Origin of the sequence: Flavihumibacter sp. CACIAM 22H1, from assembly GCF_001601815.1 — a bacterium.
Taxonomy (GTDB): Bacteria; Bacteroidota; Bacteroidia; order Chitinophagales; family Chitinophagaceae; genus Flavihumibacter.
The window spans coordinates 7,118-27,991 of the sequence record NZ_LUKG01000044.1; the positions used below are offsets into that span (position 1 = coordinate 7,118).

Here is a 20,874-nt window from a genome sequence, read left to right on the forward strand (position 1 = left end):
TTCAACGGGTATGAGAAACAACGCCATTATATCCAATGAAGCCAGTCTTGCCTTACCCGGCTCCTTTATGCTGGGAGATACCCATTTTATAACCGGTGAACAGCGCGATTACCGCACCCTGAATTTTACGCCGCTGGATCGAAATATGGCCAGGCAGGCACTCGGCATCCCTTCCAACGACTATATGCTGTTGGTGAAGGACGATTTTCAACAGGCTACCACTACTATTCAATTACTGCCCGAACTGCTGCAACAGCTGCCTGCCAATAAAACCGGCCAGTTGTTTTTTATGGGCGGCGAACTGGATTTGCCCGATCCGCAGTTTTGTAAAGGCCTGGCGAGCTTGGATGCTTACCTGGAAAGCAGCCAGTGCAGATGGAAATGGTTTTTCACCGGTCAAAAGCCGGAACGTTTGTTAAAGTATTATTATTCAGCAGCCAATATGGTTATTCTATCCCTCAATTCCAATACTGAAAAATTGCTGGAATTATTCCAATCGCTGCTAAACCCCATAACAGCCAATACCTTCAAGCCTGCCTGAAGTGATGGCAGGGTTTTTTTAAAATAAGGGTAAAAACCTTATGGATAATCTTCATGTAAAATACAAAGCCTGCGTTGAAGCCTGTTTACGGGCCTACGCTGCTACAGAATACTGTGCGGCCAGTTGTTTAAAAGAATCCAGCCTGGAAGCTATGCGCAACTGTATACAACTTAATATGGAAGCAGCCAGCGTTTCCAAAACAACGGCCGATTTGCTGGCCATGCAAAGTCCCTTCGTGTTTACCCTGTTAAGCCTTTGTGCTGAGGTTTGTGAATCCTGTGCTGCTGAATGCGAAAAACATTCCCATGACCATTGCCAGGAAACAGCTACTCTTTGTAAACATTGTGCCGAGGAATGCCGGCAGTTGCTGGCTTAAATCTTACGTATTATGAAACAAAGCTCCGAACATAAAACGCTTAAAAGCCGGAAAAGAAGCGCGCGCCGCAAGACTTCCTACTTTACCAAACCCACTCCTTCTTACCGCGATGAGCAGAATGAGCAGATGGGGAGTTTTCAGGAATCAAAAGACGGATACCCGGAAAAGAACCCCGCAAAGAAAGCCTGAGCCCTTAACGCCACAGGATCTTCTTTATCAATTGCTCATAAGCACGCGCGTATTTCAGCATGCCGATATCGTTGGGGTGTACCCCGTCTACCGTACTTTCCTTATCAAATCCAATGGCGGTTGCTGTTAACAAATGCAGGTTTTTAAAACCCTCTTTTACCAGGGCCTGATAAATTTCCGCAACGGTAATACTGGCTGTAGCAAAACCGGCCCTTTGTCCCAGGTCCATATTGGTGCCGGGTAAACCACAACAATGCTCGGTTAGGATAAGTGGCAGGTTTGGATTGGTTTTGCGAATGGTTTCCACGGCATATCGATATCGCTTCAATAACTCTTCCTTTGGGTAGAGGTCAAGATCACTGAGGTTGGGCATACAGTCCAACACCACCAGTTTGGCGGGATGCTCTGCGATCAGGTCAATCAGCTCTTTTTCCATTCTTCCATTACCGGAAAAACCCAGGTTCACCAAAGGGGTTGAAAGGTTTCTTCCCAGGATATTTGTCCAGGCAAGGCCTGCTCTGCTGGCGCAGGCACCCTGCAAAATAGACGTGCCGTACAAGATAATCGGGGCCGCTGTTTCGGGGGCTGCCCATTGCAAGGGCTGGTTCTCCGGTACGCCAATTTCCATCCATCTAACGGTATTGTACAGGGGCAGGTACAACCTGTATTCACGCACGCGAACGGTTGAATCTATGGAAGGAAAATCATAACGAATGGTATCTCCAAACTGGTAGCGGCCGCGTACCCATTGCCAGTTGCCGGATATTTCCTGTGCATAAAGATCCACCCCGCTCACCCCGGTTGCCGGCATGTGCGGAAACTGTAATCCGCCGGATACCTGATAGCGGATACTGATTTTTTTTGCACTGGTATGAAAGCGGATATAGGTGCCCGCTGAATTATGCGCCAGGTTCATTACTTCGGTCCGAACCAGCCCGGTTGCTTTGGCAGGTAAACGGTCATAGAACTGGTTGAGCCCGGTTTGCCAAAGCCGGCCTTCGACCACCGCTTTTTCAGCCAGGGCAGGGTTATGCCAAATCATCGGCGGGTTGGTTTGGGCCTGGGCAACCAATCCTTCAGCAAACAGGAAGGCATTCAATAGCAGGAAAAAAAAGGCTTTCATGCGGTCGAAATTAGATATAACTGCACGATTTCTACCTATATTTTATCTTACTGTGCCGGTTCTTTGCAGCTCCCGCTAAAAAGCGTAATTTTTACATCTATTCCTACATGACCAACAAAGTACAACGAATGAAATACGGTTGCCTAGTTGCAGGTGCACTGACCCTGCTTTTTTCCTGTAAAGAAGCCGCTGAAAAAAACAATCCACCAAAATCTTTTGATCCTGCGTATACCAGCCGGTTTGCCGATTCGGTAGCGCGTTTAATTAAGCCAACGGTAGATAGTGGATCGAACCTGAGCATGTCTTTATGGGGCATAGATTCGCTGGTAATTTCTCCAATTGCCATTGATATTGATGATCAGGGGCGCGTGTATTATAACAAAACAAACCGGCAGGTAAACTCGGAGTTTGATATCCGTGGCCACCGCGACTGGGAAATTGCTTCCATTTCACTTCAAACGGTAGAGGATAGACGAAAATTTCTGCACGAGGAATTATCACCGGAGAACAGCGCCAGAAACGGCTGGCTTAAAGATGTAAACGGCGATAGCTCAAGAGACTGGCGCGACCTTACCATTGAGAAGGAAAATATTTTCCGGCTAGACGATACCAATGGTGACGGCGTAGCAGACCGCTCTCAGTTGGTAGTAGATGATTTTCATGATGAAGTAACAGATGTGGCCGGTGGCGTGCTGGTAGATGGCAACGATATGTATGTAGCAGTAGCCCCCGATCTATGGCGGATGCGCGATAAAAATGGTGATGGCATTCCGGATGAAAAAACGGCCATTTCTACTGGCTATGGCATTCATATCGGGTTCAGCGGGCATGGCATGTCGGGCGTGGAAATGGGACCAGACGGAAAAATTTACTGGCAGATCGGAGATATCGGGTTCAACGGAAAAGGACCGGATGGCACCAAATGGGAATACCCCAACAGCGGTGTAATTGCCCGTTCAAATCCAGACGGCAGTGATTTTGAGATCTTTGCGGCCGGACTGCGCAATACACATGAATTTGCCTTTGATCAATACGGAAACCTGGTAAGTGAAGACAATGATGGTGACCATGCCGGGGAAAGAGAACGCCTGGTTTATATCGTAAATGGGTCAGATGCCGGTTGGCGTTCTAACTGGCAGTATGGAAAATACAACGACCCCGATAACAATACCTACAAAGTTTGGATGGATGAAAAAATGTACCTGCCCCGCTGGGAGGGGCAGGCCGCGTACATAACGCCCTGTATCACCAATTATGTAAGCGGTCCGGCTGGTTTTGTATACAATCCCGGTACCGCAATGGGACCGCAGTATAAGAACCATTTTTTTGTAGCAGAGTTTGTAGGCAATGCGGCAGGATCGGGGGTGCACGGTTTTACCCTAACCCCTAAGGGCGCCGGTTTTGAATTAGGAACTACTAAAAAAATAGTAGGTGGAATTCTTCCTACCGGGTTAGATTTTGGTCCGGATGGCGCCTTGTACATAGCCGACTGGATCGATGGCTGGGGAACGGGTTTATTTGGTCGTATCTGGAAGCTGGACGATGCCGCTGATGCCGCCACTGCCCTGCGCAAACAAACCAAAGAATTATTAGCGGCTGATTTCAGTAAACAAAAGCCCGAGGCGCTGGCGCTGTTATTGGGGCATGAAGATATGCGGGTACGTATGAAAGCACAGTTTGAACTGGCTAAAAGAGGCAATGCTTCCCGGCCGGTTTTTGAACAGGAACTTAAACAAACCAACCGGCAATTAGCCCGGGTACACGCAATTTGGGGCATTGCTCAACTGGGCAGAAAAGATGCGCAGCAGGCTGCGGTACTGGTTCCTTATCTGAAAGATGCAGACCCGGAAATCCGCAGCCAGGTGGCTAAATGGCTGGGCGATATCCGGTACAAAGCAGCGGGCGATGCCTTACTTCCCTTATTGAAAGATAACTACGGCAGGGCCCGTTTTTTTGCCGCGGAAGCATTGGGTCGCATAGCTTATGCTCCGGCTGTTCAGCCGATCATTGATATGCTGCGGGCCAATAATGAAGAAGACGTTTATCTCCGGCATGCCGGTAGCCTGGCATTGGCAAGAATCGGTAAGGCCGCCCCGGTGCTGGCCCTGGCAAAAGACGCCTCCAGGGCAGTACGGATTGCGGCAGTAGTGGCATTACGGCGGATGGAAGATCCGGGCATCAGCGTTTTCCTGGCCGACCCGGATGAGTTTATTGTTACCGAAACAGCCCGTGCTATTAACGATGATCTTTCTATTCCGAAAGCATTGCCCGCACTTGGTGATCTTTTGGTAAGTACCCGCTTTAAAAATGAAGCCCTGGTTCGCCGCGCAATCAATGCGAACCTGCGGGTAGGTACCGAAAGCGCGCTCAAAAACCTTCTGACCTATGCGGCCGCCACGGATAAGCCGGCCGTACTGCGGGTAGAGGCCCTGAATGCCCTCAGTACCTGGATAAAACCATCGGTACTCGACAGGGTAGACGGCCGCCTCAGGGGAAAAGTGGAAAGAGCCCCTGCTCCCGTAAGGACCCAGGCCGAACAACCCTTGATAGCATTATTAACGGATAAGGATCCCACGGTTCGTATGGCCGCTGCAAAGGCGGTCAGTAAACTCGAAATCAGCGCGGCGGCGCCCGTTTTGAGCAAAGTGCTGCAGACCGATAAGGATAGCAAAGTACGCCGCGAAGCACTGCTTTCGCTGGCCGCATTAAAAGTAGAAACGATGGGCGATGCCATCCGCCAGGCATTATCAGATAAAGAGAAAGAAGTACGGGTTGCGGGGATCGACCTGCTGGGTAAAACACCGCTGCCTGCCGACCTGATGACCAAACTGCTGGCCGAAGTAATCAATACCCGGTCAACCGAAGAAAAACAGGCAGCCCTGCTGACATTGGGAACAGTTCCTGTAACTAATTCACAACCCGTATTTGAAGAACAGCTCGCTAAACTGGAACAGGGAAAACTTTCGCCGGAAATCCGTATTGAACTCGAAGATGCTATAGACAGTACTGGCGCCCCGGTATTGAAAGATAAGCTTAAGCAGATCCTGGCAAAAATTGACCAGGGCAATGAATTGGCGAAATTTTCAGCGGCGCTGTATGGCGGACAACCGGAAAAAGGCCGACGGATTTTTTACGGAAACCAGGCGGCCCAGTGTATCCGTTGCCATGCGATTGATGATTATGGTGGCAATGCAGGTCCACGCCTGAACGATGTGTCTAAACGTATTAGTCGTATGCAGCTCCTGGAAGCATTGGTAAACCCAGGAGCCAGGCTGGCGCCGGGTTATGGAATGGTAACCCTTAAACTGAAAGGTGGCAAAACCATTTCAGGAATTCTGCTAGAAGATAAAGCGACATACCTACTTGTAAAATCGGGCGATGCGGCACCGGAGAAATTTGAAAAAACACTGGTAGAAAAACGCATAGATGCGGCTTCCAGTATGCCGAATATGGGCGAAATTCTTAGTAAAAAAGAAATCCGCGATGTGGTAAGTTTCCTTGCAGAATTGTAATTTGACATATGCAAGAAGACCTGATCATCCAGATAAGCAATAAGATTAAAGAAGTTCGAAAAGCAAAAAATATTACGGTCCAGGAATTAGCCGACCGGGCAGAGGTAAGTAAGGGATTGATTTCACAGGTCGAAAACAACCGGGCAATCCCTTCCTTGCCAGTGCTGATGAAAGTGATTCTTGCATTGGAAATTAACCTGCCTGATTTTTTTAATGAGCTCAAATCAGCCGCCGGGCAAAGCGGCGTGCTGATTATCCGGCAAAGTGATTATAAACCCATCCAGAAAGAATCGGATAAAGGCTTCCGGTACGAGCGGATACTGACCCGCACCCTGGCTGGAGGCAGTACAGATATAGTATTACTGACTTTGGAAAAAGGCGCCAGCCGAAAAAAAACCGTACACACAGAAGCCTACGAATTTAAATACATTATACAAGGAAGCCTGCACTACGAAATCGACGGGTATGAATACCGCCTGGAGCAGGGCGATTCTATATTTTTTGATGGCCGCCTCGGCCACCGGCTTTCCAACCCGGGTAAATCTGATACCCTGATGCTGGTAATCTACTTTTTTATCAATAAGTAACCCTTCCTTAATAATTCCCTAACAGGAAAAAAACTTGCTTATTCAAAAGCTTTTTGTTTATTTGCTGTATATTTATACTAAACAAAAAGTTTTATACTACTAAACAAGTTCAAATGAATACCACTCCCTTTACGTTGAATGGGCGTACCTACAATCCACCTGCCAAGCCAATTGTGGTGATTTGTATGGACGGTTCAGCGGATGAATACCTGGATACAACCATGGCACATGGCCGCATGCCTACTATGCAAAAAATGACCCGTTTTGGTTACCGGGGAATGGTACGCGGTGCCCTGCCTTCGTTTACCAATGTAAATAATTCCTCCATTGTAACAGGTGTGTCCCCCGCTGTACACGGTATTTGTGGTAACTACTTATACGATCCCCAATTGAAGCAGGAAGTGATGATGAATTCAGCTTCTTACCTGCGTTCTTCCACGATACTGGCGGCAGCGGCCAATGCGGGCAGAAAAGTGGCCGTAGTAACTGCCAAGGAAAAACTACGCGATATTTTATCACATGAAATGAAGGGGATTGCCATCTCTGCCGAAAAAGCCAACCAGGCGAAACTGGATACCCATGGCATAGAAAATGTAGAAGCAATTGTAGGCGCTGCAACACCGGCTATTTACAGCGCTGATGCCAGTTTGTTTGTATTAAAAGCCGGGGTGGCGTTTATTAAACAGGGATTGGCAGATTTTCTTTACCTGTCCTTTACCGATTATATGCAGCATACTTATGCGCAGGAAGCTCCGGAATCACTTGATTTTTACGAAGCACAGGATCGCCTCATCGGCGAGCTGCTGGAACTGGGTGCGGTAGTAGGTGCTACGGCTGATCATGGCATGAATGCCAAAGTGAAAGCAGACGGTTCGCCCAACGTAATTTTTGTAGAGGAAATACTGGAGCAGCAATTTGGTGATCTGGGGTTCCGGGTTATTTGTCCCATTACCGATCCTTATGTAAAACACCACGGGGCGCTGGGTTCTTATGTGGTAGTGCACCTGGATGCGCTCGACCAACTGGAAGCTGTTAAAACATGGCTGATGCAACAGCCGGGTATAACCGAAGTATACGATCGCGCCATGGCAGCCCATTTGCTGGAGCAGCCAGCCGACCGCATTGGCGACCTCGTAGTGCTGGGGGGAAGAGATGTAGTGCTGGGAAGAAAAGCTTCCTATCACGACCTGGCTGCGCTGGATGGTACCCTGCGTTCGCATGGCGGCCGCTATGAAGAAATGGTGCCAATGGTACTGTCTCATCCGCTGACACCCGCCTATCGCCTGAAAGCAGGTGGAGATCCCCGCAATTTTGACATTTTTGACTTCACCATTAATGGTACCATCGTTTAAACAAATTTTATGAGTGTAAATACAACACCGGTGATGGATTGGTTTTGTTATATCGATGGCCAGAAAATCGATTCCGGTAAATTTCATGAAGTACGATCTCCTTATGATAATCGCGTAGTAGGCCGTGTAAGTTTGGCTGGGGCGGAAGATGCCGAAAGAGCTGTTGCCGTAGCCCTTAAAGGCGGCAAAAAGTTAACCCGGTACGAACGCTACTCTATTATTGATAAAGCCAGGTTGTTATTGATGGAGCGCAAAGAAGCATTTGCGCAACTGATCAGTGCTGAAGCCGGGCTTTGCATACGCGATGGCCGTTATGAAACAGGCCGGGCACACGATGTGCTGATGTTTGCCGCCATGGAAACCCTGAAAGACGATGGGCAGGTTTTCAGTTGTGATATTTCTCCCAACGGCAAAGCCCGGAAAATTTTTACGCAGCGAGAACCGCTTACACTGGCAGTGTGCATTACCCCTTTTAATCATCCGCTGAACCAGGTGGTGCATAAAATCATCCCGGCTATTGCTATGGGTACACCGGTTATTCTGAAGCCATCAGAAAAAACGCCTCTTACGGCCATTAAACTGGTAGAACTTTTGTACGAAGCCGGGTTGCCCGCTTACATGTTAAGTGTATTGTTGGGCCCCACGAAAGAAATTGCTGAACCGCTGGTGCAACATCCACAGGTAGAGCTGGTTTCTTTTACCGGAAGTGTGGCTGTGGGAAAACATATAGCTGCAACGGCCGGTTATAAAAAAGTAATTCTGGAACTCGGCGGAAATGATCCGTTGATTGTACTGGAAGATGCGGACCTGGACCTGGCAGTAACACTGGCTGCAGAAGGTTCTTTCAAAAATAGCGGACAACGTTGTACGGCCGTAAAACGCATCCTGGTGCAGGCTTCTATCTACGATGTATTTGTAGAAAAACTGGTAAAAAAGGCCGCTGACTATAAATCCGGCGATCCGGCCGATGAATCAACCATAGTAGGTACGGTAATCGACGAAGCATCCGCTATTTACCTGGAAACCGTAACCAAGGAAGCTATTGCCTTAGGCGCTAAACTGGAATTTGGTGGCAAAAGAACCGGTGCCCTGCTGGAGCCTACGGTAATTTCAAATGTGCCGAATCATGCACGCATGGTGGTGCAGGAATCTTTTGGTCCCCTGGCGCCGGTTATTAAGTTTAATACTGTTGAGGAAGCCATCGCTATCAGCAATTCAACCGCATTTGGCTTATCGTCGGGCGTTGTTACCAATAATATGGCCCATGCCATACGCTTTGTGAAAGAATTAAGGATGGGCACAGTTAATATCAATGAAGTGCCTGGTTACCGGATTGAATCTTCTCCTTTCGGGGGCGTAAAGGATTCTGGTTTGGGAATTAAAGAGGGCGTAATTGAAGCGATGAAATGTTTCAGTTATGTAAAAACCCACTCTTTGCCCTGGTAAACAAGAACGCATGAATGCTTTAACCCAAAAACTCGAAAGCTCCCGTTTCCTGTTTATTGCCTGGTCCATGGTGGCGGCCTTTGGTGCTTATTTCTGCGTGTACGCATTCAGAAAACCTTTTAATGCCGGCACGTATGCCGGTATGGAATGGATGGGCATGAATTATAAAGCCGTATTGATTATTGCCCAGGTACTGGGGTATATGTTGTCAAAGTTCCTCGGCATTAAAGTAATTTCTGAACTGGCAGCTTCCCGGAGAATTGTCCTGATTATAAGTTTGATCGGCATTGCTGAAATAAGCCTGGTAGGTTTTGGAATGGTACCTGCCCCGTATAATTTCATTTTTCTATTTTTTAACGGGCTGCCCCTGGGTATGGTATGGGGTATTGTGTTCAGTTACCTCGAGGGTAGAAGATTTACCGAAACACTGGGCATGGGATTAAGCATCAGCCTGATCGTTTCTTCTGGTATCCTGAAAACTATTTACCTGTTTATTGTGCGGATTTTTCCGGGTATTTCAGAATTCTGGATGCCTGCTTTTATAGGGGTTATTTTTCTGCCGCTTTTTTTGTTTTTCGTTTGGATGCTGTCCAAGATTCCACCGCCTTCCGATACCGATAAATTATTGCGGGTAGAGCGCCTGCCAATGACCCATGAAGATAAAAAAGCAGTAATGCGGCATCTTGGTTGGGGCATCGGTTCCATGGTAGCACTCTACTCGCTGCTGGCTACCCTGCGCGATTTTCGGGATAATTTCTCGGTAGAGATATGGGAAGAAATTCAACCAACCCGCGATATTACCGTGTTCAGTCAAACCGAGCTAATTACGGGCGCGGTGGTAATCATATTGGTAGGTTCTCTGTCCTTTTTCCGGAACAATATCAAAGGGTTTTGGCTAACCCTGCAACTGATGGGATTTGGGATATTGCTAAGTGGGCTTGCTTCCCTGCTTTTTCAGTATAAACTTATTGAGCCCTACACATGGATGCTGTTACTGGGAATGGGCTTGTTTCTTGCCTATATACCTATACAGGTAGCGGTGTTTGAACGGATCATTGCGCTGTTTAAATTAAAGGCCAATGCGGGTTTTTTTATCTATATCTGTGATTCCATCGGTTACCTGGGCAGTGTAGGTTTATTGCTCTATAAACAATTTTTTATGCGTGATCTGCAGTGGAGTAAGGTATTACTGCATTTCAGTTATTTTACCACCCTGTTTTGCCTGGTTTTGTTAGTGGTATTGTCTGTTTTCTTTAATCGTAAACTGGGTATTCAAAGTCCTATTACCAAAAAACTTCAAGATTTTTCTATCTATTAAATCTACAAGCAATGAAAGATAAACTATTGTTTACACCGGGTCCGCTGTCTACTTCTCCTACCGTAAAGCAAGCCATGCTGCGTGACCTGGGTTCAAGAGATGATGAATTTATTCAGGTGGTTAAAGATATTCGTTCCGAACTGCTTCGCCTGGCTTTTGTATCGGAAGAGATGGGCTATGAATCTGTATTAATGCAGGGGTCTGGTACTTTCGGCGTTGAATCTGTTATCAGTTCTGTAGTGGGCAAAAACGATAAATTACTGGTATTGGTGAACGGGGCTTATGGCGAACGGATCGTAAAAATGGCCAAAGTACATGGATTGAACTATGTGGTGCATAACTTCCCGGAAAATGAAATTGTGGAGCCTGCAGTGGTGGCAGATTTATTGAAGCAGGATCCGGCAATAACACAGGTGGCCTGTATACACTCCGAAACCACCACCGGTTTATTTAACCCTATTGCTGCTATCGGCGCTCTTTGTAAGGAGCAGGGTAAGGTATTTATTGTGGATGCGATGAGTAGTTTCGGTGGCGTAGTAATGGATATGAAAGCCCTGCACATCGATTTCCTGGTGTCTTCTTCCAATAAATGCATCGAAGGCGTGCCCGGCTTTTCTTTTGTGCTGTGTAAAAAAAGCGCCTTATTGAAAGCGGAAGGCAATGCCCGTAGTTTAAGTCTTGATCTTTATGACCAGTGGAACGGGCTTGGTAAAAACGGACAATTCCGGTTTACACCGCCTACGCATAGTTTGTTGGCTTTTCGCCAGGCTATTCGTGAACTGGACGCCGAAGGCGGCATAGCTGCGCGGGAAGCCCGCTACAAGAAAAACAAAGCCATGCTGGATAAAGGCATGCAGGAGATGGGTTTTAAGTACTATCTCGACCATTCCATCCAGGGGCATATCATCAGCTCATTTTTATACCCACAGGATCCCAATTTTGATTTCATGCAATTTTACCGGGCATTAAGTGATCGGGGACTGGTAATCTACCCCGGTAAACTGAGCCTGATGGATGCCTTCCGTATTGGCAATATCGGTTACCTGTTCCCGAAAGATATTGAAGCCCTTCTAAACGCCATCAAAGAAGTACTGAAAGAGCAGCAGATTACGGTATAATACCAGCAGGGCCAAAATGGCCAGGCAGAAAGCAACCAGCAGGTTACCCTTAGGGCATTAATTAGATAGTTTAAAGCTGATGCCCTGTAAAAAAAAGGAAGCAACCGGCTGGTTGTTTTGGTATGCCGGTTTCCAGGCAGGGGAGTTTTCAATAAGACGAAGGGCTTCCATATCGAGGTAATAATAAACGGAGCGATAGGGGAATGGATAGTTGACAGTACCGTCTTTGTTTACGATAAAGGAAATCGTAACGGTGCCTGTTATTTCCAGTTTAATAGCTTTTTTCGGGTAGTTCATATTGGTTTGCAGGTAATTTCTCCAGGCTTCAAAGCCACCGGTAAACTGGGCTTCAAATTCATCGCCTAATGGCTTGGAGGAATCCATTGCAGGCCGTTGAACCTCTTCCGTTTTAGTAAGTTTTCCCTGTAAAAAATACTGTTTTTTATAAATTCTTCCACTGTCGTTCACCAATAGCCATTCGCCTTCTTTCTGGCCGTTTAGGTAAAAACCAAACTGATCTGCAAGCCCGTTTTTTTTGTATTCGATGGTACGGCCATGTAATTCATCCAGGTTGTTGGTTTTGTACGAATGGCTCACTTCTAAAGGGCCATAAGCTTTGTACACGTCTTTTCTAAACAGGGTATCGTTTACCTTGGTAACGGCAATGAGCAGGTCTGCCTCTTCTTCTTTTATTTTTTCACCCGACCGGTCTGTAAAACGGATAGCGGTTTTTTTGCCGGCATAATACTGCTGCGCCGCACTGCCCGTAGAAAGGAAGAGTAATAAAAAAGGGAGAAGCCGCATGATCTGGTGATTGATGGAAGTAATAAAAATTTGTTGTAATATAATAAAGCTGTCAGCTCAATACAATAGATGAGTAAAAGATTTTTGAGAACAAAGAATGGGGGATGCGGTGGTTTTAGACTCTTTGAATGGATTACCTGCTTTTTTACAGGAACTTCCTGATTCCTGATTACAAAATGGATGGTTCTGTAACATAAGCAGGAAAGGTTGTTCCAAAACTAAATTGCTCCCCCGATATGAGGCGCTTTAAATTGCTCGGATTGGTATTGCTGCTGGTATTATCTTCCAGCACACTTCCTTTATTACAACCTGTTGCAGATCCGGATAATGGCGGACTATTTTTGCCGGAAGGATTTGAGGCATTGGTAGTGGTAGATAGTTTGCGCGAGAAAGCGCGACATATTGCCGTAAATACCAACGGCGATATTTACGTGAAACTTCGTTTTCCCGATAGCATTGGCGGTAATATGGCCATCCGTGATACCGATAAGGATGGCAAGGCCGATCAACTGGTTAAATTTGGCGATTACCAGGATCGTGGTAGTTATGGCACTGCCATGCGGGTATACAACGGGTATATCTATTTCAGTTCTGAATTAAATGTATTTCGGCAAAAGCTGGACCCGGCGCAACTGGTGCCAACCGGCCCCATTGAAACGGTGGTAATAGATGACCACCCTCATGGCCGGCATGAGCATATTGCCAAACCTGTTACGTTTGATAAAAAGGGCAATATTTACGTGGCATTTGGCGCGCCCAATAACAACTGCCAGGAAAAAAACCGGGTACCGGGTTCGCCGGGTATAAATCCTTGTCCCTGGTTAGACGACCATGGAGGTGTTTGGAAATTTGATGCCAATAAACTCAATCAAACCCAAAAAGACGGGGTGCGTTATGCTACTGGATTGCGCAGTATTGTGGGTATGGACTGGAATATGGCCGATGATGCACTTTATGTAGTACACCATGGCAGGGATGACCTGTATCGCCTTTACCCCGATATTTATACGCCCTGGGAAAGTGCCTTGCTTCCTTCCGAGGAATTTCTAAAAATAAAGGAAGGCGACGATGCGGGCTGGCCCTATTATTATTACAATCAACTGGTAGGAAAGCGGATCCTGTCGCCGGAATATGGTGGAAATGGAAAAATTGCCGACAGTTCGGGGAAATATGTGAATCCCCTGATCGGATTTCCCGGGCATTGGGCGCCAAACGATATTCTTTTTTACACGGGCAATCAATTTCCGGAGCATTATAAGAACGGGGCATTTATTGCTTTTCATGGTTCTACCAACAGGGCTCCCTACCCGCAATCGGGTTATATAATCGTATTTGTACCCTTTAAAAATAACAAACCCACCGGTGAATGGGAAGTGTTTGCAGATGGTTTTGCGGAAGTGGATCCGATCATTAATGTTAACAATGCGCGCTACCGGCCTATGGGCATGAGCGTGGGCCCGGATGGCTCTCTCTACCTAAGTGATACGGAACAGGGTAAAATATGGCGGGTACTTTATACCGGTAAAAAGAAATTCGGCAAAAAGCAACTGGCGGCCATGGAAGCCCGAAAAGTTCTGGCCCATATTCGAACACCGGATGTAAAAAAAGACGATCTTGAAGCAGGCATGGTATCCAATAGCGAAAAGATCTACAATCGTTATTGCAGCGGCTGTCACCAGAAAAACGGGCAGGGAGATGGAAACCGGTTTCCGCCCCTGAATAATACCGATTGGGTAACAGGTGATAAAGCCAGGCTGATAAAGCTGGTATTAATGGGTATGGATGGACCGATAGAAGTGAATGGAAAACCCTATAATTCCAATATGCCGCAACACCGGTTTTTGCCCGATGCTGAAATTGCCCAGGTGCTGACGTATATCAGGCAGAGTTTCGGAAATAATGCAAGTGCAGTATCCATTGAAGAAGTACAGGAACAGCGGAAAGAAATAAATACCCGTTCAGGCGCCAAATAACGATTAAAACCAATTACATGGGGGAAGCAACCATTCAGGATGAAGAACTGCTGAGCCGGCTTCGCAATAACAATGAAGAAGCCCTGGCGATTTTATACAATCGCTATTGGGCATTTATGTACCAGAAAGCTTTTGCACTGTTGAAAGATCAGCCTGCCTGTGAAGACATCATCCAGGAGATATTTGTCCGTATCTGGAACAACCGCCAGGAACTGAAAATTACGGTATCGTTCAGTGCCTACCTGGCAGCTTCTGTACGCTATGAAGTAATTCGGAAAATTAAATCGGGGAAAATTCCGGCAGAGGCATTGTCAGCCCTTGAAAAACAATACCAACTGGTAAGCAGCCAGGAACAGATAGAGCAGAAAGAATTGCTGGATCATGTTAATTCAATTGTTAACCAGCTTTCTTCCAAATGTAAACAGGTCTACAAACTAAGCAGGGAAGAACAGCTTAGTCATAAAGAAATAGCGGTGTTACTGCAGATATCTCCAAAAACAGTAGAAAATCATTTAACCAAGGCCTTGCGCGAACTGCGCTATTCACTTGGCTTTACCTAAGCAAAAATACAGGCAACTGGAACAACCTTCTTTCATATCAATCATTGACCGCTTCCTCAAAGGAGAGCTCGACGAAGCTGCTTCTATGTGGTTACTGGAAACCATTAAGCGGACGGAGGAAGAGAATTTGCTGTTGAATGAAACGGACGATCTGCAGCAACGCAAAGAACTACAGTTGCTGGCTTTGCAGCAAAGATTAAAAGAAGATATAGTACCGGCAGTTAGGCCGGGTATCAACTGGATTCGGCAAATTGCCATCGGATGTTTTGTATTGCTCTTTGCCTCCTCCGTATATTTTTACCTGAAACCCGCTTCCCTCGTACATCGTTGCACAGAAGCCAGCCTACGGGTGCAGGAAGAATTACCTCCATCTATGCTGGCTGCATTTTATGTACAGGCCCCGGAAAATTCGATGAAATCGGTTGCTTTTGCCAGTTGTGTAAATACCACCGACGAAGGGTACCTGCGGTTTGAATCTGTTCCCCTGGATGCCCCGCAATTGAGTACTCAATTACCGGCTGCAGATGATCAGCAGTTCCTGGTTTTTGAAGAAGCGGATATGAAAGGGCTGTTGGCAGCATTAACCCGCACGTATAAAATGGATTTCCAGTTTGCGGGGGTAGTACCGCAACAACAGTTTTCAGGATTTATATCTACCGGGTTAAATCTGAAAATGGTGCTGCAGTTGCTGGTGTCCTCGGGTTTGTTTGAAGCCAGTATTCAGGGTAAAAAAGTATTGATCAGTGCAAGAACATAATCATCTGCTGCTAAAATAATTTACTATGAAAAGAAGGGACCTGTTGAAATATATATCGGTAGCTCCACTGGGAGCGGGTTTAACCGTAAGTGGATTGCCTGCCCTGGCAGCACCTGATAAAACCCCGGCGGGGAAAGATTATATAAAAGAGCTCGGCCTTCGCTCTTTCATTAATGCAGCCGGAACCTATACCGCTATGACAGCTTCCCTGATGTACCCCGAGGTAATGGAGGCTATCAATGCCGTATCTAAATCCTATGTAATGCTTGATGAAGTACAGGATAAAGTGGGTGAGCGGATTGCACAGATCTGTAAAGCGGAAGCGGCAACCGTTACTGCCGGTTGCTGGTCGGCCATGGTGCTGGGAATGGCAGGGGTATTAACCGGCACAGATCCCAAAAAAATAGCCCAATTACCCAGGCTGGATGGAATGAAATCAGAGGTGCTTGTACAAAAAACGCATAATAGCGGGTATGTACATGCGCTTACCAATACAGGCGTACGTATTGTGGAAATAGAAACGCTGGACGAGCTCGATGCACGCATTAATGACCAAACCGCGCTGCTCTGGTTTTTAAATGCGCATGCTAACCTGGGTAAAATTTCGCATGAACAATGGGTGGCTGCCGGAAAAAAACGGGCTATCCCTACCATGATTGATATTGCGGCGGACGTACCCCCGGTGGAAAACCTCTGGCGCTTTAATGAAATGGGATTTGACCTGGTATGCATCTCCGGCGGAAAAGCATTGAGAGGTCCGCAGAGTGCCGGCATACTGATGGGCCGCAAAGACCTTATAAAAGCAGCCCGCTTAAGTGCGCCGCCCAGGGGAGGTACCATTGGAAGAGGCATGAAAGTGAATAAGGAAGAAGTGGTAGGCATGCTGGCAGCCCTGGAAAAATACACCAGTATAGACCATGCTAAAGAATGGAAAAGCTGGATGGACCAGGTGAATTTTATCGCCACTACAGTGCAAAAACGGGCAGGTGTAACAACCGAGCTGGTAATTCCACCGCTGGCCAATCATACCCCTACTTTACAAATTCAGTGGGCCCCTACCCGGCTGCGCATTAAACCCGCTGAGTTGCAACTGGCATTAAGAAATGGCAGCCCTTCTATTGAAGTTTTGAGCAATGAAAAGGGCATCAGCCTAACCGTATTTATGCTGCGGGAAGGCGAATATAAGATCGTGGCCAATCATATACTGAAAGAACTAAACAATGTAGTATGAAGTATCTACTGCTGGTAGCTTGCTGGTGGATGGCAGGCATACTGCCGGGGTATGCGCAGCCTTATTCTGTCCTGATCAAGGGAGGGCGGGTAATTGATCCTAAAAACGGCATTGACCAGGTAATGGATATTGGAATCCGCGATGGAAAAATTGCAGCTATACAAAAACAATTGGATACTACCGGTGCAAAACAGGTGGTGCTGGCTGCGGGTATGCTGGTTGTGCCGGGTTTGATCGATATTCACGGACATCATTTTTTTGGAACAGCGCCTGATCATTACCTGAGCAATGGACTGGTAGCCGTAGCACCCGATGGGTTTACCCTGCGCAATGGAGTTACCACCGCAGTGGATTGCGGGGGAGCAGGCTGGAAAAATTTTCCACTGTTTAAACAGAATATCATTGATCATAGTATTACCAGGGTACTTTCCTTTCTGAATATAGTTGGCGAGGGGATGCGGGGAGGTGCCTGGGAACAGGATACGACTGATATGAATGCGCGTATGGCCGCAGCCGTTGCCCGCCAGTACCCCGACCTGATTGTGGGCTTTAAAGTAGCCCATTACGAACCAGCGGAATGGATTCCGGTAGACAGGGCGGTGGAAGCGGGTAAGCTGGCCAGGCTACCCGTAATTATAGATTTTGGCGGAGGAGATCACCCGCCTTTGTCCATCGAGGAACTGTTTTTCAAACACCTTCGTCCGGGTGATATTTATACCCATGCATTTACCGAACTGGCCCGGAGAGAACCCATTGTGGACCCGCTAACCAGGCAGCTAAAGCCCTTTGTGAAAAAAGCACAGGACGCCGGGATATTATTTGACGTGGGATATGGTGGGGCCAGTTTTGCATTTTCACAGGCTATTCCCGCTGCCAAAGCCGGTTTTTTTCCCAATACCATTAGTACGGATTTACACATTGGCAGTATGAACAGTGCTATGAAAGATATGCTGAATGTTATGTCTACTTTTCTTGCCCTGAAAATGGACCTGAAAGCGGTCATTAATGCAGCTACCTGGGCCCCGGCACAGGCTATTCAACGCCAGGAACTGGGCCATTTATCCGTAGGTTCCGTAGCGGATATTGCTGTATTGCAACTGGCACCCGGCGACTATGGATTCTGGGATCGTACGGGTACAAAAATTACAGCCCGGCATAAACTGGTTTGCGAAATGACGATCCGGGCCGGTAAAATTGTATACGATCTTAATGGAATTGCGCGTCCAATTGTGTTATCTTACTCCAAATAAGCAGTTTATGGCAGTTCAGCAGGTAATGAAGTATATGTTCCTGGCAGGGCTTTGCTTCGTTTGTGCTGTACCGGTAGTGGCCCAGCAAATGAAAGCGCCGCCAGTATACACCGCTTACAGAACCGGCGAAAAGATGCAGATCGACGGGAATGCAACGGAGTTGGTTTGGTCATCCATTCCTTTTACCGATGATTTTCGTGAAATCAAAGGTGGACCCGACGCGCCGACCGTACAGTCGAAACTGAAACTGTGTTGGGATGATGTGTATCTGTATATATATGCCCGTTTGGAGCAATCTGATTTATGGGCTACCCTCCAAACCCATGATGCTGCTGTTTTTATGGACCACGCCCTGGAAATTTTTATGGATCCGGACGGGGACATGAACAACTATGCGGAGATACAGATCAACGCCTATGGCACAGTGTGGGATCTGCTGCTCACGAAGCCCTATCGGGATGGAGGAAAACAGGTTAGCAGTTTTGACTTGCCTGGCCTTAAAAAAGCCATTCACCTGGATGGAACACTTAACCAGCCCGCTGACCGGGATAAAGGGTGGGCGGTGGAACTAGCCATCCCCTTTGCTGCATTAAAACCTATATTACCCAATTCAAGCATAGCCGGACAGGAATGGCGCATGAATTTTTCTCATGTTACCTGGGCGCTGGACGTAACAGAAGGGGTGTACCGGAAAAAAACCGGAACCACCAAATCTGCGGAACAACCCGCTTATTTTGTATGGGCGCCACAGGGTTCAGTAAACCTGCATTTACCGGAATATTGGGGATATGTACGCTTTGTTGATAAAATAAAAAAATAGCCAAACTAGGGGAACCTACTGTTTTTATACTCCCTACTACGAATACTATGAAACTAAACAATACCAAATTGGCTTTTCTGGCAGCAGTTCTGTTAACCCATACCCTGGCGGCACAGCCTCCTGAGCAATTGCATAAATCGGAGATCCTGACGCCGGTGAACTCCTTTACAAGCGGGGTGGAAGGGCCGGCAGTGGATGCTAAGGGTAACCTGTACGCCGTAAATTTTGAAAAGCAGGGAACCATCGGTCAGGTTCAGCCAAACGGTAAGGCCACGCTTTGGCTTACCCTGCCAGAGGGGAGCATTGCCAATGGGATCCGGTTTACCAGCAAGGGGCAGATGTTACTGGCAGATTATACCGGGCATAATGTATGGTTGGTAAACCCGGCTACGAAAAAACTGAAACTGCTGGCGCATGAGCCAACAATGAATCAGCCGAATGACCTGGCTATTGACAACCGCGACCGAGTATATGCCAGTGATCCTAACTGGAAAGAAGGTACGGGAAAACTTTGGCGCATTGATCCGAACGGAAGCGTTCATTTACTTGATACCCTGGGAACTGCCAACGGGGTGGAAGTTAGTCCGGATAATAAAAAGCTTTACGTAAATGAATCGGTACAACGGAAAGTATGGGTCTATGACCTGGCGCCCGACGGTTCAGTAAAAAATAAACAGTTGTTTTACGAGTTCCCCGATTATGGCATGGATGGTATGCGTTGTGATCAGCAAGGGAATTTGTACATAACCCGGTTTGGAAAAGGAGCCGTTGTAATGCTGGCTCCGGATGGAACCAAGCTGGTAGAAATATCGCTGATCGGGAAGCGGCCAACCAATATTGCGTTTGGCGGAACAGATGGCCGTACCGCTTATGTAACCTTGCAGGACCAGGGAAATATTGAACAATTCCGCGTAGAGTTTCCTGGTCGTGAATTTAAAACGCCCCGAAATAATCCTTCTAAAAAATAAAACCGACAACTATGTCTACACAAAGAAGATCAGTATTAAAATCGCTGTTTGCTTCCCTGCTGGGAGTAACAGGCGTTTCTGCTGTGGCGAAAGCCGCAGAAAACAAGGCAGCTGAAAAAGAAGTAAAAAATGTAACCGATTTCCAGGGAGTACCCCTGTTTTCCGGCTCCACTTCTTATAACGGAATGGTGTTTATTGCCGGTAAAGGCGCCCATTTCGACGGGGATGTAAAAGCGCATACGGATCATGTATTGAAAGAGCTGGAAAAGGAACTGATCAAAGCCGGTTCTTCTATGGAAAAAGTGCTGAAAGTAAATGTTTACCTGAACGATATAGCGGATTATAAAGCCATGAATGAAGTGTATATGGGCCGCTTTGGAAAAAATCCACCGGTTCGTACCACAGTAGCTGTAGCCAAAGGGGGGGTACCCGGCGATTCACTGGTTGAAATTGACTGTATTGCATACAAATAACCTGAACAACTGCTTATATGAAAAGAAGGGATATTTTAAAAGGACTCAGCCTGTTGCCCGTAACCGGCCTGGTTGGAGGTATGGATGCCCTGGCGGCACCATTTAGTGCGGCTGCTGCGCCCAGGCGCGATCTGTTCAAAGAGCTGGGCGTACGGACATTTATCAATGCCACCGGAACCCTGACCTATATGACCGGTTCCCTGATGCACGATTATGTACTGGATGCTATCAATTACGGCGCAGATCATTTCTGTATGCTGGATGAATTGCAGGATAAAGTCGGTGAACGCATTGCCAAAATGGTACATGCCGAATCGGCGGTAGTAACATCCGGTGCTTTTTCTGCCATGACACTGGGTTTGGCGGGCATTTTAACCGGTATGGATCAGAAAAAAGTGGAGGCACTGCCCCATTTAGCAGGCACGGGTATGAAGTCGGAAGTAATCTGCCAGAAAGCACATGATATAGTATACAAT

General features: G+C 47.1%; 19 protein-coding genes and 1 pseudogene. 18 read left to right on the forward strand and 2 right to left on the reverse strand.

The window, feature by feature from the left end:
* The 3 genes from A1D16_RS12890 to A1D16_RS12900 all read left to right on the forward strand — a co-directional run.
* A partial coding sequence (locus A1D16_RS12890; RefSeq protein ID WP_290710090.1) for a hypothetical protein occupies positions 1–541 on the forward strand: 541 nt, incomplete at its 5' end.
* A 40-nt stretch (positions 542–581) separates the two neighbouring features.
* On the forward strand, positions 582–917 hold the full coding sequence (locus tag A1D16_RS12895) for a four-helix bundle copper-binding protein (RefSeq protein WP_290710092.1): 336 nt from the start codon (positions 582–584) through the stop codon (positions 915–917).
* 12 nt (positions 918–929) lie between these two features.
* Positions 930–1,106, forward strand: coding sequence for a hypothetical protein (locus tag A1D16_RS12900; RefSeq protein WP_290710094.1), 177 nt, complete (start codon positions 930–932; stop codon positions 1,104–1,106).
* A 4-nt stretch (positions 1,107–1,110) separates the two neighbouring features.
* On the opposite strand, the gene A1D16_RS12905 is transcribed toward A1D16_RS12900, so the two are convergent.
* Positions 1,111–2,229, reverse strand: coding sequence for an SGNH/GDSL hydrolase family protein (locus A1D16_RS12905; RefSeq protein WP_290710096.1), 1,119 nt, complete (start codon positions 2,227–2,229; stop codon positions 1,111–1,113).
* Positions 2,230–2,336: 107 nt separating this feature from the next.
* Between A1D16_RS12905 and A1D16_RS12910 the strand changes: the two genes are divergently transcribed.
* From A1D16_RS12910 to A1D16_RS12935, 6 genes are all read left to right on the forward strand, one after another.
* Positions 2,337–5,741: a HEAT repeat domain-containing protein gene (locus A1D16_RS12910; RefSeq protein ID WP_290710098.1), complete on the forward strand. Its 3,405-nt coding sequence runs from the start codon at positions 2,337–2,339 to the stop codon at positions 5,739–5,741.
* An 8-nt stretch (positions 5,742–5,749) separates the two neighbouring features.
* Positions 5,750–6,328 carry an XRE family transcriptional regulator gene (locus A1D16_RS12915; protein ID WP_290710100.1) on the forward strand — a complete coding sequence of 193 codons (579 nt, stop codon included), beginning with the start codon at positions 5,750–5,752 and terminating at the stop codon, positions 6,326–6,328.
* Between the two features lie 113 nt (positions 6,329–6,441).
* On the forward strand, positions 6,442–7,680 hold the full coding sequence (gene phnA, locus A1D16_RS12920; protein WP_290710102.1) for a phosphonoacetate hydrolase: 1,239 nt from the start codon (positions 6,442–6,444) through the stop codon (positions 7,678–7,680).
* A gap of 9 nt (positions 7,681–7,689) precedes the next feature.
* Entirely contained in the window at positions 7,690–9,126 is a 1,437-nt protein-coding gene (phnY, locus tag A1D16_RS12925; RefSeq protein ID WP_290710104.1) for a phosphonoacetaldehyde dehydrogenase, read from the forward strand.
* A 10-nt stretch (positions 9,127–9,136) separates the two neighbouring features.
* Entirely contained in the window at positions 9,137–10,444 is a 1,308-nt protein-coding gene (locus A1D16_RS12930; RefSeq protein ID WP_290710106.1) for a DUF5690 family protein, read from the forward strand.
* Positions 10,445–10,455: 11 nt separating this feature from the next.
* Positions 10,456–11,562 (forward strand): 2-aminoethylphosphonate--pyruvate transaminase, encoded by a 1,107-nt coding sequence (locus A1D16_RS12935; RefSeq protein WP_290710108.1) that lies wholly within the window; start codon positions 10,456–10,458, stop codon positions 11,560–11,562.
* 57 nt (positions 11,563–11,619) lie between these two features.
* Here the strand turns inward: A1D16_RS12935 and A1D16_RS12940 are convergent, their stop codons facing one another.
* Positions 11,620–12,366, reverse strand: coding sequence for an energy transducer TonB (locus tag A1D16_RS12940; protein ID WP_290710110.1), 747 nt, complete (start codon positions 12,364–12,366; stop codon positions 11,620–11,622).
* Positions 12,367–12,602: 236 nt separating this feature from the next.
* Between A1D16_RS12940 and A1D16_RS12945 the strand changes: the two genes are divergently transcribed.
* The 9 genes and pseudogenes from A1D16_RS12945 to A1D16_RS12985 all read left to right on the forward strand — a co-directional run.
* Entirely contained in the window at positions 12,603–14,339 is a 1,737-nt protein-coding gene (locus A1D16_RS12945) for a c-type cytochrome (protein ID WP_290710112.1), read from the forward strand.
* 17 nt (positions 14,340–14,356) lie between these two features.
* Entirely contained in the window at positions 14,357–14,899 is a 543-nt protein-coding gene (locus A1D16_RS12950; RefSeq protein ID WP_290710114.1) for an RNA polymerase sigma-70 factor, read from the forward strand.
* Complete coding sequence (locus A1D16_RS12955) at positions 14,886–15,656, forward strand: DUF4974 domain-containing protein (protein ID WP_290710116.1); 771 nt, start codon at positions 14,886–14,888, stop codon at positions 15,654–15,656. Before A1D16_RS12950 ends, A1D16_RS12955 begins: the two co-directional genes overlap by 14 nt.
* A 25-nt stretch (positions 15,657–15,681) precedes the next feature.
* The gene (locus tag A1D16_RS12960) at positions 15,682–16,887 is read left to right on the forward strand and encodes a selenocysteine synthase (protein WP_290710118.1); all 1,206 of its coding nucleotides are present in this window, start codon (positions 15,682–15,684) and stop codon (positions 16,885–16,887) included.
* A complete protein-coding gene (locus tag A1D16_RS12965) occupies positions 16,884–18,137 on the forward strand; it encodes an amidohydrolase/deacetylase family metallohydrolase (RefSeq protein WP_290710120.1) in 1,254 nt (417 codons plus the stop codon). The genes A1D16_RS12960 and A1D16_RS12965 overlap by 4 nt, the downstream gene beginning before the upstream one ends.
* Positions 18,138–18,144: 7 nt before the next feature.
* Positions 18,145–18,957 (forward strand): carbohydrate-binding family 9-like protein, encoded by an 813-nt coding sequence (locus A1D16_RS12970; protein ID WP_290710122.1) that lies wholly within the window; start codon positions 18,145–18,147, stop codon positions 18,955–18,957.
* A gap of 47 nt (positions 18,958–19,004) precedes the next feature.
* Positions 19,005–19,925, forward strand: a complete 921-nt coding sequence (locus A1D16_RS12975) for an SMP-30/gluconolactonase/LRE family protein (RefSeq protein WP_290710124.1) — start codon at positions 19,005–19,007, stop codon at positions 19,923–19,925.
* 11 nt (positions 19,926–19,936) lie between these two features.
* Positions 19,937–20,398, forward strand: coding sequence for a RidA family protein (locus A1D16_RS12980; protein WP_290710126.1), 462 nt, complete (start codon positions 19,937–19,939; stop codon positions 20,396–20,398).
* A 17-nt stretch (positions 20,399–20,415) separates the two neighbouring features.
* Positions 20,416–20,874: pseudogene (locus A1D16_RS12985) on the forward strand (selenocysteine synthase); the annotation flags it as partial.